We start from the raw sequence: 12,197 nt of genomic DNA on the forward strand, positions 1-12,197 counted from the left end.
GTCAGCACAGGCCGCCGCCAGACCCGTCGAACCTGCCGAATCCTCCGCAGACCGAAGGGTCGCTCGCGCGGCCGTCATTGTCGTCGAGGCGTCGGACGCGCTCAACGGTTTCGTCCCCTTCCGCCGTCTCCGACGGGTACGTGACCGTCCGCTGCGGGTACGGGATCGATATCCCGGCGTTGGCGAACCTGTCCTGAATCCGCTCGACGGCGCTCGTCTTCGAGCGCCACCACGCCTGCGGCGGCGGCAGATCGATCCAGGAGCGGAGGTCGAGCAGGATCGCGGAATCGCCGAAGACTGACGGGACCGCCGGTTCGCGACGGCCCGCTCGCCGATCCGAACGATCCGCAAGAGCGGCGGCCACCCGATCGCGACCGTCAGAAGGAGGAGGATGCCGACAGTGACGACGAGGCAAGCCTACGTGGCCACGGCGCCGCCTAGCGTCCCGTCGAGCCAGGTGCCCAGCCGTGCTGTCGCTCGCTGTGTCTCCATCGTCGGGAGTATAAGTTGCACTCCGCGCAATCGGACCGGAGAATCGAGACCGGCCCGCGTCGCCGACCTCAGCGTCCGCGGCGGAGTTCCTCGATCAGCTGTTCGATGAGCGTCGACTGCCGGTCGAGCCGCTCGGACTGCTGCTCGACGGTATGGCGAAGCTCTGCCACCTCGGTCGCGAGGTCCTCGCCCTCGACGCCCGCGCTCTCGAACGGCGACCCGTCGAAGGCGTCGTCGTCGGTCTGCGCCGCGGCCTCGTCTCGTGCCGCCGGCTCCCCGACCCCGGCCGACGCGGCCCGCCCCGTGGGGCCGCCGGGCTCCCCGGCGGTGTCGCTCGCGACGTCCGTCGCTGGCGGCGAGTCGACGCCGACCGCTGAGTCGTCGACGGGGCGCTCCGTCAGCGGGTCGGACCCGGACGAGCGTCCGGCGACGGCGCCGTCGGCGTCGGCGGCGGGTCGTGCCGGCTCGGCGGCGCCGAGCGGGTCGGCCTCGTCGGTCGGGTCGGCCCCTCCCGCGTCGTCCGCCGAGAGCGGGGTGTCGCCCTCGTCCGCGACGCCGTCCCGCCCCTCGGCGTCCGCCTCCGCGTCGGCGACCGGCGAGGCCGACAGCGGGTCGGGGCCCTCGCCGAAGTCGGTCGTGCCGTCGGTGTCCGCGTCGCCCTCGTCGTCGGCGGCGACGGTCACGCGGAACTCCTCTAAGCTGTCGACGTCGTGGTACGCGCAGACGGCGTCGACGAGCGTCTCCCGCAGCGCCCGGGCGGACTCGTTCGGGGCCTTGAACCGCTCGGAGCGGCCGCCGTGAGCGAGCACGACCGCGGTGGCGACCGTCCCCTCCTCGAAGTCGAGGTCGGCCAGGTCCGCGTACGAGAACTCCTCGAACTCCTCGTCCCACACGGCGGAGCCGACGTGTTTGACCAGTCGGTCGCTGGTGACGACGAGGGTCAACTCCGAGAAGCGGAAGGTGCGCAGGACCGACTCGCCGGGGTCGGTAACGCCGGTCGCCGAGAGGACGCCGGCGAGGACCGGGTGGAGCACCTCGTCGGCGCGGCTGGCCGGGAGCGAGATCGTCTCGTCGCCGTCGAGGCCGTAGCCGAGGGTGAGTTTCGCCTTTCGGCGGCCCGTCGAGACCGAGATGCGCTCGACGTCGTGGGAGTACTCCGTGACGGACTCGTCCGACAGCAGCCCGTCACCGCGGTAGACGAGCGTTCGCGTCGGCGTGACCGCGAGCCGGTCGTCTCCCCCGAGGGAGACCTCGGCGGCGACGCTCTCGTCGCCGACGGTCTCCGCGAGCAGGTCGGGAAGGCTCATGTCCCGGGGATTCGCCCCGCCCCGCATAAATCCGCAGGGTCCGATTCTCGGATCGCTCATCTCGCCCGCGACCCCTCTGTCACCGACTCACACCCTTCCGACGGATGGGAAGGTTAAAGGGTCTCATCGCGGTACGGGAAGGTGAGGCCGGGTGGCTTAGCTGGACATAGCGCCGCACTCATAGGGTTCGGAGATTCGGTGCGGTGACGCCTTGGAAGCGTCCGCGTCCTTCCCGTGGCTCCGCCGAGCCTCGGACCTGGGACATGCGGAGATCGTGGGTTCGGAGCCCACCCCGGCCATTCTTTACCCGTCCACACGCGACGAGCCGCTGCGCCGGTCGAAACGCCTACGGAGCCCGGCCGCGACGGCGACCGTATGCAAGCGCGAGACCTGATGGAGACCGACGTGCAGACGGTCGCCCCCGACGACGACGTGGCGGACGTGTTCAAGAAGTTCGCTCGCTACCCGTTCAGCGGGTTCCCCGTCGTCGACGAGGCCGACCGCGTGGTCGGCGTCGTCACCGAGTCCGACCTCGTCGACCTGTTCGAGCCGGAAGACGAGACGCTGTGGATCCCGATCGGGCTCCCGCCGTTCGTGGACACGCTCACCTATCAGGTGAAGGCGCCGTGGGGCGACCTCGACCTCGGCGTCGACATGGTCCGGAACGCCGACCGGCCCGTCTCCGACGTGATGAGCACCGACGTGGCGACGGTGACCCCCGACAGCGACGTCGACGCGGTGCTCGGAATGCTCGCCGGCGAGGAGCCCGACATCAACCGGGTCCCCGTCGTCGACGACGACGGCCGCATCGTCGGGATCATCGCCCGGCAGGACGTGATCCGCGCGTTCCGCGACAAGCGGTTGAACTGAGCGGCAAGGGAGAAGAACGCGAGGACGCCGGTTCGAGCGCGGCGAGCGTCTTTAGTTCGAGCGCGGGCGGGCGCGTCGGGGTCGCCGTCGCTCGCGTTTCAGTCGATGTCCTCACTCCGCCAGCACCGTCGACCCCTTGCCGATCCTGGTCTGGTAGGCGCGGGCGTCGATCCCGGCGTCGGCGAAGGCGTCCAGCATCGCGGCGGCGACCCCCCGACGACGCCCCTCGCGGCAGACGGCGATGACGGCGGGGCCGGCGCCGCTGACCGTGACGCCCGCGGCGCCGGCGTCGAAGGCGGCGGCGCGCACGTCGTCGTACCCCGTGATCAGCCGCGCGCGCTCGGGAGTGACGACCGGGTCGGACATGCCCGCGCCGACGAGGTCTGGGTCGGAACGGCACATCCCGATCGCGAGGGTGGCCGCGTTGCCCACCGTCTCCACGAGGTCCTCCATCGGCGCGGTCTCGGGGACGACCCGGCGGGCGTCGCGGGTGGAGACCGCGACGTCGGGGAGACAGACGACGAGGGGGACCGCCGCGTCGACCGCGTGGGTGCCGTCCGTCGTCGTCACCGTGAACCCGCCGAGGATCGAGGGCGCGACGTTGTCCGAGTGGGCGACGCCCGAGACGACCGCCTCGCCCTCGGCGGCGATCGGGACCAGTTCGGACCGGGAGAGCCCGCGGTCGTACAGCCGATTGAGTGCGACCGCGGCGCCCGCGGCGCTGGCGGCCGAGGAGCCGAGCCCGGAGGCCGGGCGGACCCCCTTGTCGATGTGGATTCGCGCGGGCGCGTCGAGGGCCTCGACGACCGCGCCGACCGTGTTCTTCTCGGGGTCCTCGGGGATGTACTGCGCGCCGACGCCGGTGACCTCGATCGTCGTCTCCGCCGCCTTCTCGACGGTGACGACGTCCGCCGGCCGCGTGAGGGCCGCGCCGAACACGTCGAACCCGCTACCGAGATTCGCGCTCGTCGCGGGTGCCCGTACCGTGACCATGGCGGTGAGTGTAGCCCGGGGTGCAAAAAGGAGCGGGATCGAACAACGGCGAGCGGAAACGGCGAGCAGACGGGGCCTCGCGGCTGGGGGAATCGGAGAGGAGACGGAGAGTCGGTGGAGTCGCCCGCGCCGGTCAGCTGTCCGCCATCGTCCACAGCAGCGCGCCGATGAGGATCAGCGGGATGCCGATCAGGACGTACGTCTTGGGCATCGTCGTGTACGGCGCGACGAGGAATATCAGCCCGAAGCCGCCGAAGACGGAGGCGATCACGCGCTGGGACTTCAGCGGCGCGGCTCCGAGCAGCGAGACGATGAACCCGAGCAGTATGACGTGCCCGAGATGGTAATCGAGCAGGAACGTGTCGATGAACAGCGGCGAGAGCATTCGTGTCCGAAGGTGCGAGGGATTCGCGCATTAAAGTTCCGTTTCTCGCGAGACCGGATCGGCGTCCCCACCATCCCTTATAAGGACCGCCGGCGAGAGGGACGAGCGTGCGACTCGTTCAGGTCATGATCCCGGCGGGGAAGCGCGCGGCGGTGGTCCGAGCGCTCGACGAGGAGGGGGTGGACTACGTCGTCAGCGACGAGACGAGCGGGCGCGAGTACACCGCGGTCGCGACGTTCCCGCTCCCTACCGCCGCGGTCGAGCCCGTCTTGGAGCGCCTCCGCGAGGCGGGGATCGACGAGCGGACCTACACCGTCATCGTGGACGCGGAGACGGTCATCTCCCGGCGGTTCGAGGCGCTCGAAGAGGAGTACGCCCAGGACACCCAGCACGGCGGGGACCGGATCTCCCGGGAGGAGCTGCACGCGAAGGCCGACGACCTCGTGTCCGGGGTCGGTACGTACGTGTTGATGACGGTGATATCGGCGGTGATCGCGACCGCCGGCCTCCTGCTCGACTCGCCGGCGACCGTGGTGGGGTCGATGGTGATCGCGCCCCTGATCGGCCCGGCGATGTCGGCGGCGGTCGGAACCGTCGTCGACGACGACGACATGTTTCGGCGCGGCGCGTGGATGCAGGTGCTCGGGGTCGCCGTCGCGATCGCTGCGGCGACGCTCTTCGCGTTCGCGATCCGGAACCTCGCGCTGGTACCGCCCGGAATCGACCCGCTCGAATTCGCCGAGGTCTCCGAGCGACTCGCCCCGAACGTCTTGGTGCTCGTCGTGGCGATCGGCGCCGGGGTCGCCGGGATCGTCTCGCTGATGACGGGCGTCTCCGAGGCGATAGTCGGCGTGATGATCGCGGTGGCACTCATTCCGCCGGCGGCCGCCGTCGGCATCGGGATCGCCTTCGTGATTCCCCAGCTCGTGATCGGCGCGAGCGTGATCGTCGCGGTGAACACCCTCTCGATCAACCTCTCCGCGCTGGTGGTGCTGTGGTACGAGGGGTACCGGCCCCAGCGATGGTTCCGCGAGGACGACGCGCGCTCGGCGCTCCTGAAACGCGCCGCGATCCTCGTCGTCGCCATCGCCGTGCTGTCGGTGTTTCTCGGCGGAGTCACCTACGATTCGTACGTCGCCTCGACGACCGAAGCCGACATCCAGACCGCCGTCGGTGACGAACTCGACACGATGGGCTCCGGGGCCGAACTGATCGAACTCGAGATCGAGCGCAGCGGGACGGTACCGCCCCTCGACACCGAACGCGTGGTGGTTACCGTCGGGGCGCCCCCGGGCACCACTGCTGAGGAAGTCGCCCGGTCCCTCGACAACCGGATCGAGGCGACGATCGGCGAGGACGTACAGGTGGAGGTGCGGCTCGTGGCGGTCAGCCGTGTCTGACTGACGGTCGATGCGCCTTCGCCCTCGGCCGCGCCTTCGCTCTCGACGCGGAACCACGTTCGGACGATCCCACCCGTTCCTCCGCCAAACGTGAAAAATGACGCACGTTTTCTCGTTGGAAGTTCCGTATTGGCTTTTTTCGCGGCAAAAGACGGAAGTAGAAGTGCTTTTCAACGCGGCCCCAGTGCCATAGCACAGTGACCGATTCGACACGTCCGGACGACGATTCGATGCGCGAGGTCGTCGAGCGCTCCCGGAGCGGGGCGCCGGCGGTCGGCGAGGCGGTCCGAGACCGCTTCTCGTCCGACGAGGTGTTCCAGCGGATCGTCGCCGCGGCAGACGAGGAGGTGACCTCCGGCGGGCGCGAGCTCTTCTTCAGCGGCGTCGCCGCGGGGCTCGCGATCACGATCACCTTCATGCTGTACGTCTCGCTGACCGCCGCGACCGACAGCCACCCGATTTTGAGCGTCCTCCTGTACCCGCTGGGGTTCATCTACATCATCATCGGCGGCTACCAGCTGTACACGGAGAACACGCTCCCGCCGGTGGCGCTCACCCTGGAACGGCTTGCGAGCCTCCCGACGCTGCTGCGTCACTGGGGAATCGTCCTCGCCGGGAACTTCACCGGCGGCGCGTTCGGTGCGATCGTGCTCTCGTACGGGGGCGTCTTCTCCGACGAGTCCGTCGTCGACGCGGCGATCTACGTCTCGTCCGGCGGGCTCGACGTCGGCTTCTGGCCGCTCTTCTTCAAGGCCGCGATGGCCGGCCTCATCGTCGCCGGCGTCGTCTGGGTCGGGTTCGCCTCCACGAACTCCGTCACCCGCCTGGTCGTCGTCTACCTCGCGTTCCTCGCGATCCCGCTCGGAAACCTCTACCACGTCGTCGTCTCCTTCACCGAGGTGCTGTACCTGCTGTTCGCCCAGAACCTCGGGCTGTACAGCGGCATCACGGTGGTCGGCGGACTGACCGACTTCGTCCTCCCGGTGCTGCTCGGCAACACGATCGGCGGGGTGGTGCTCGTCACGATCGTGAACTACTTCCAGACCAGCGAGGAGCGGCTGGAGGAGGCGCGCTTCGAGGGGATGACCCGGCGGCTGACGGTGCCCGAGTGGGTGCTCGGTCGGGCCGCGGGACGCTCGTACGTCCCGATCTTGGACGCCACGGAGGCGACGCTGTTCGCCAGCGAGGGCCACCGGATCATGGTGCCGATCTCGAACCCCCGGACCGACGGCCCCATCGTCGAGCTGGCGAGTCGGCTCGCCAGCGACCACGAGGACGGACTCGTCCACATCGTCCACGTCGTGCAGGCCCCGGAGCGGATGTCGCTGTCCGCCGGCGCGGGTCGGATCGCCGACGTCTCCGAGGAGGGGATGTCGGGGCTCCGCGAGACCGCCGAAGCGTACGACGTCGACGTCTCGACGTCGACCGTGGTCTCGCACCGCTCGTTCGAGGAGGTGTTCAACATGGCGCGGCGGACCCGTCCGGACGCCGTGCTGATGGGCTGGGGGGAGGACCAGCTGTGGAGCGCCGCCCGCGCGGAGCGCCCGATAGACGAGCTCACCAACCAGCTCCCCTGTGACTTCCTCATCCTGAGCGAGAGCGACCTCGACACCTCGAAGATCCTGCTGCCGACCTCCGGCGGTCCGGACTCGGCGCTCGGCGCGGAGGTCGCGAGCGTGCTCTCCCGGACCGCCGGCGCGGAGGTGACGCTGCTCCACGTCGTCGACGGACCGCAGGACCGCGACGCGGGCGAGGGGTTCCTCGCGGACTGGGCGGCGGAACACGGCCTCGCGGACGCGGATCGGGTCGTCGACGACGGCGGCGACGTCGAGAGCGCGATCGCGCGCGAGGCCGAGACCAACACGCTCGTCGTCATCGGCGCCACGGAGAAGGGCCTCCTCTCCCGGCTCGTCTCGGACTCGCTGCACCTGGACGTGATCCACGACGTGGACTGCTCGGTGCTGCTCGCCGAACGCCCGAGCAGCCGTTCGATCCGCGAGCGGCTGTTCGGGTCGGGCCGTCGGATCACCGGCCCGCGGAACGGGGGCGTGGAGCGCGACGCCGACGCGGCGCGGGGCGCTACGCTCTCGGGTCCGAACGACTCGGGTCCCGCGCCCACCCCGACGAGGGGGTCGGACGACGAGGGGGACGCGCCGGCATCGGAGACCGACGACCACGAGCCGGGGGAGCCGGTGATCGCCGACCACGAGGACCCGGACGACGAGGGAGGAGACGACGGAGAGACGAGCGAGGACGATGGGCTCCCGTCGGAGCAGTCGGTCGTCACCGATCACGACGACTCGGAAGAGGCGGCCGACCGGAAGGGGACCACGGGCGCGAAATACGAGACCGACGACGCGGCGTAGCGACCCCGCTGCGGGGTGACACGGCCGATAACGAAAGCGGTTCTTTGTCTCATCGGCGATTTATTATGGGTTCCGAGCGACGGGTCGCACATGAACCGACGACTGGCGACCGCGGCGGGACTCGCGCTGCTCGTCGCGCTGGCGGGCTGCGCGGGGCTCGCCGGCTCGACCGGGACCGGTCCGGACGCCGCCTCGGACGGGGAACCGGCGCTCGACAGGAGTATCGAAGTGACCGCGGACGGCGAAGCCACGGCCGAGCCGGACCGCGCCACGGTCCACGTGGCGGTGACCGCGACCGGGAACGACTCGGCAGAAGTCCGCGACGAACTCTCCGTCGCGGACGAGTCGGTCCGGGCGGCCCTGACCGACTGGGGGCTCGACGAGGACGACATCCGGACCGACAGGTACGACGTCCGGGAGTCACGCGAGAGCAGGGAGAATCCGGAGCGGACGACGTACCGGGGCATCCACCGCTACGAGGTCACGATCGACGACGTGGACGCGGTCGGTGAGGTGATCGACGTCGCGGTCACCGCGGGCGCGAACGAGGTACAGCGGATCGAGTTCGGGCTGAGCGAGGAGCGCGAGCGCGAGGTGCGCGCGACGGCGCTGGAGAACGCGATGGCGAACGCCGACGACGACGCGGCCGTACTCGCGAACTCCAGCGGGCTCGCGGTCACCGGCGTCTACCGCGTCTCCACCACAGACGGCGGGGTGACGCCGTACCGCGTCGCCGAAACCGCGGCGGTCGGCGACGCCGGCGGCGGCGACGCCGCGACCGGCATCGAGACGGGCGACGTGACCGTCCGGGTCAACGTCAACGTCCTCTACGGCGCCGAGCAGGCCTGAGACGACGGCCGGGACGATCCTCCGTCAGCCCCCGTCGCCGGCGGTGGCGAAGTGGGTCCGAAACCGGGTCCCCTCCTCGACGATGAGCGGCGACCCCTGCTCGGGGTGGAACGTGTACGGCGCGGAGCGACCATTCGCGGTGAACGCGTTCGGGGTGCGGTCGGAGTGGTCGAAGGAGACGCCGCCGGCGGCCGAGATTTATATTCGCGCGACGCGACCGTCGAGACGATCAATGCGCATCGGCATCGTCTCCGACACGCACGACGACCTCGCCGCCGTCGAGGCGGCCGTAGCGCTGTTCGACCGAGAGGACGTCGACGCCGTTGTCCACTGCGGCGACTTCGTCGCCCCCTTCTCCGTGACCCCCTTCGACGCGGACGGCGTCGACTTCTACGCCGTCCGCGGCAACAACGACGGGGAGTGGGCGGTCCAGTCGACCGTGGAGTCGTTCGGAACGTACCTCGGCGAGGCCGGGACGCTCTCGTTCGGGGGCGGAAGCTCCGGGAGCGGAACGAACGCCGGAAGCGCGGACCGAACGGACGCCGTCGACGTCGCCGTCACCCACGGGACGAGCGGCGTCGTCGTCGACGCGCTCGTCGGCTGCGGCGACTACGACTACGTGTTCCACGGCCACACCCACGCGCACGGCGTCGAGGAGCGCGGCGGCACGACCCGGGTGAACCCCGGCGGCCTGCCCATCCCGGTCGACGGCGCGGACGACGTCTTCCGCGTCGCGACCCTCGACGTCGGGTCGGATCCCGAGGAGGCGAGCGGCGCCGACGCGGTGACGCACCACACGCTCGAATTATGAGCCGGGGCCGCGACCCGGCCCCCGGCTCACCACCCGGAGCTTTATCGCCGTTGCGTCGCTCGGGGCAGGTATGAGACACGCGCAAGGACCGCTCCTCACGATCGACCTGTCGGAGCGATCGGCCGAGACGACGTCCATCGACGACCGACTGAACGAGTTCGTCGGCGGACGCGGGCTCAACACGTCGCTCGCGTACGACCGGATCCCGTTCGACGCCGACCCGCTCGGCCCCGAGAACCGGCTGTACCTCTCGACCGGCCCGATGCAGTACTCGACGACTTCCTACACCGGCCGGATGGCCGCCACCGGGCTCTCGCCGCTCACGGACGGCATCCTCTCGTCGAACGCGGGCGGGTTCCTGTCTCGCAACTTCACCGGCGCGGGGTACGCCGCCGTCGAGATCGTCGGCGAGAGCGACGAGCTGCTCGCGGTCCACGTCCGCGAGGTCGGCACCGACGGCGAGCCGAACGTCACCTTCGAGACGGTGCCGGACCTGGAGGCGGCCGAGGTGTCGGCGGTGTCGGACCGGCTCGCGGAGAGCCACGACCTGGAGCCGGAACACGTCGCCTGCGTCGGTCCCGCGGGCGAGAACGCGGTCCGGTTCGCGTCGATCATGACCTCCGACACGCGGGCGTTCGGGCGCGGCGGGCTCGGGGCGGTCCTCGGCGGCAAGGGCGTGAAGGCGCTCACCTTCGACGGCGAGGCCGACGCCGCCATCGACCTCGACTGGCCCGACGAGGCGAGCGAAGTCCACCGCGAGGCCGCCACCTCCGACTCGATCATGAAACGACAGGGGACGACGAGCGTGACCGAGCTGGCCAACGAGGTGGACGCGCTCCCGTCGTACTACTTCTCCGAGACCTCCTTCGAGGGCGTCGAGGGCATCTCGGGGGACCGCGTCGAGGAGAAGAAGTACAAGAAGGGGACCTGCTCCAGCTGCGCGTTCGCCTGTAAGCTCCCGACCCGCGACGAGGAGACCGGCGTCGAGACGGAGGGGCCGGAGTTCGAGACCGTGATGGCGTTCGGCTCCAACGCGGGCGTCGACGACGTGGTCGACGTGATGCGCGCCAACGAGCTGTGCGACGAGCTCGGGATGGACACCATCTCCTGTGGCGACGTGGTCTCGATGTTCTTGGAGTCGGAAGACGAGTTCGGCAACGCCGAGCTCGTCCGGTCGCTCGTCGAGCAGATCGCCCACCGCGAGGGCGTCGGCGACAAGCTCGCGGAGGGCGTCCACCGCGCCCACGAGGAGTTCGGCGCCGAGGACTGGACCGTGAAGGGGATGGAGTTCTCCGGCCACGACGGCCGCGCGCTCAACGGGCAGGGGCTCGCCTTCGCGACCGCGAACCGCGGCGCGGACCACATGTACGGCGAGTTCTACCCCTACGAGTACCCCCTCGTCGGGAAGGCGGACGCGCTCGAGCCGACGGGCCTGGACGGGAAGCCGCCGAAGCTCGTCGCCAAGGAGAACCGCAACGCCGTGCTCGACTCGGCGGTGATCTGTAAGTTCTCGCGCGGCACCGTCACCGACGAGCGGCTCGCGGCGCTCCTCGACGCCGACTACGACGAGTTGCTCGCGATGGGGGCCCGGGTCGTCGAGCTGGAGCGCGCGTTCAACAACGCGCGCGGGTTCGACCGCGAGGACGACACGCTCCCCTACGCCGACGCCATCGACGGCTTCGAGGCGGGGCTCTCGGAGTACTACGAGCTCCGCGGCTGGGACGACGACGGGACGGTTCCCGACCCGGAGGCCCCCGACGTCGCGGCCGACGACTGAGCGCGGCGACGGGAGATATCGCTGCCGACGCACAAACGCGCGTTTGTGTTTCCGGGGGCCTTTTCAGGTGTCATTCGAAGAATATGTATGGACAGACGTGCGTTCCTCGTCGGCGCGGGCGGCGCGGCGGGCGCCCTCGCCGGCTGCACCACTCTCGCCGCGCTCGGCGACGGACGAGTCGCCGAGCGCGATCTCCCGGAGCGGCCCGCGGAGCCGACGCCCGAGGCGGTCGCGGCGTACGTCGCCGACTACGAGGCGGCCCGCACCCACAACCACCACGCGAGGGAGGGGGCGGCCGAGGTGACCGTCGACGCCGTCGCGACGTTCGACCACAGGTCGGGCGGCGACCACTTCGCGACCGCCCAGCACGCCGGGACGGTGTACTACGAGGACGACGGCAGCCGTTCGGTCGGCGAGCTGTACGGCCACCCGGTGCCGTACCTGGTCGCGCCCGACCGAACGCTCCGGCTGCCGGTGGACCGGCGGCGGGTCGACGGCGAGGCGTCCGACCGGTCCCCGGACGAGACGACCTCGCCGCCGCTCGGCGTCCGGCTGTGCAACGTCACCGACGAGCCGCACGAGCTGGCGGTGACGGTCGTGCGGGAGCGCGTCGGGAGCGAGGCGGGCGACCCGACGGACGGAGACGACCCGGACGACGCGGACGACCCGAACGGTGACCCGGACGACGAGATCAGCGACGGAGAGGACGCGCGGGTCCTCTCGACGGCGGTCGGGGTCGACCCGAAGCGCGCGGTCGAGCTGCTGGACATCACCGACGGCCGCGGGAGCTACCGCGTCACCGCCAGCATGGAGGACGACGGCGTCACCGGACAGGGTCGGATCGAGGTCGAGATACCGGGCGCCGACCGCGGCGCCAACGTCGACGTGGTGATCGAAAGCGCGGGCGTCTCGACGTGGCACCTCCCGTCGTTCGAATATATATAAGG

At 70.5% G+C, this 12,197-nt stretch carries 10 protein-coding genes, 1 tRNA gene and 1 pseudogene; 8 read left to right on the forward strand and 4 right to left on the reverse strand.

Annotated features, from left to right (window positions below):
* Position 1: 1 nt before the first annotated feature.
* Positions 2-322: pseudogene (locus R6U01_RS02980) on the reverse strand (hypothetical protein); the annotation flags it as partial.
* Positions 323-560: 238 nt separating this feature from the next.
* Positions 561-1,799 (reverse strand): hypothetical protein, encoded by a 1,239-nt coding sequence (locus R6U01_RS02985; protein WP_410284975.1) that lies wholly within the window; start codon positions 1,797-1,799, stop codon positions 561-563.
* 145 nt (positions 1,800-1,944) lie between these two features.
* Here R6U01_RS02985 and R6U01_RS02990 point away from each other — a divergent pair.
* Together R6U01_RS02990 and R6U01_RS02995 are read left to right on the forward strand one after the other, a co-directional pair.
* A tRNA-Met gene (locus R6U01_RS02990) sits at positions 1,945-2,098 on the forward strand.
* Between the two features lie 76 nt (positions 2,099-2,174).
* Positions 2,175-2,669 carry an HPP family protein gene (locus R6U01_RS02995; RefSeq protein ID WP_410284976.1) on the forward strand — a complete coding sequence of 165 codons (495 nt, stop codon included), beginning with the start codon at positions 2,175-2,177 and terminating at the stop codon, positions 2,667-2,669.
* Between the two features lie 111 nt (positions 2,670-2,780).
* Here the strand turns inward: R6U01_RS02995 and R6U01_RS03000 are convergent, their stop codons facing one another.
* Both R6U01_RS03000 and R6U01_RS03005 read right to left on the reverse strand, forming a co-directional pair.
* A complete protein-coding gene (locus tag R6U01_RS03000) occupies positions 2,781-3,662 on the reverse strand; it encodes a homoserine kinase (RefSeq protein ID WP_410284977.1) in 882 nt (293 codons plus the stop codon).
* A 133-nt stretch (positions 3,663-3,795) separates the two neighbouring features.
* Positions 3,796-4,047, reverse strand: a complete 252-nt coding sequence (locus tag R6U01_RS03005) for a hypothetical protein (RefSeq protein ID WP_410284978.1) — start codon at positions 4,045-4,047, stop codon at positions 3,796-3,798.
* A gap of 125 nt (positions 4,048-4,172) precedes the next feature.
* Between R6U01_RS03005 and R6U01_RS03010 the strand changes: the two genes are divergently transcribed.
* From R6U01_RS03010 to R6U01_RS03035, 6 genes are all read left to right on the forward strand, one after another.
* Positions 4,173-5,447 (forward strand): TIGR00341 family protein, encoded by a 1,275-nt coding sequence (locus R6U01_RS03010; protein ID WP_410285019.1) that lies wholly within the window; start codon positions 4,173-4,175, stop codon positions 5,445-5,447.
* A gap of 197 nt (positions 5,448-5,644) precedes the next feature.
* Positions 5,645-7,813: a formate/nitrite transporter family protein gene (locus tag R6U01_RS03015; RefSeq protein ID WP_410284979.1), complete on the forward strand. Its 2,169-nt coding sequence runs from the start codon at positions 5,645-5,647 to the stop codon at positions 7,811-7,813.
* Between the two features lie 90 nt (positions 7,814-7,903).
* The gene (locus R6U01_RS03020; RefSeq protein WP_410284980.1) at positions 7,904-8,662 is read left to right on the forward strand and encodes an SIMPL domain-containing protein; all 759 of its coding nucleotides are present in this window, start codon (positions 7,904-7,906) and stop codon (positions 8,660-8,662) included.
* A 232-nt stretch (positions 8,663-8,894) separates the two neighbouring features.
* The gene (locus R6U01_RS03025) at positions 8,895-9,473 is read left to right on the forward strand and encodes a YfcE family phosphodiesterase (protein WP_410284981.1); all 579 of its coding nucleotides are present in this window, start codon (positions 8,895-8,897) and stop codon (positions 9,471-9,473) included.
* A gap of 70 nt (positions 9,474-9,543) precedes the next feature.
* Entirely contained in the window at positions 9,544-11,250 is a 1,707-nt protein-coding gene (locus R6U01_RS03030; protein ID WP_410284982.1) for an aldehyde ferredoxin oxidoreductase family protein, read from the forward strand.
* An 87-nt stretch (positions 11,251-11,337) separates the two neighbouring features.
* The gene (locus tag R6U01_RS03035; RefSeq protein WP_410284983.1) at positions 11,338-12,195 is read left to right on the forward strand and encodes a hypothetical protein; all 858 of its coding nucleotides are present in this window, start codon (positions 11,338-11,340) and stop codon (positions 12,193-12,195) included.
* Positions 12,196-12,197: the final 2 nt, after the last annotated feature.

Origin of the sequence: Halorubrum sp. (assembly GCF_046498025.1) — an archaeon.
In the GTDB taxonomy this organism is placed as follows: Archaea; Halobacteriota; Halobacteria; order Halobacteriales; family Haloferacaceae; genus Halorubrum.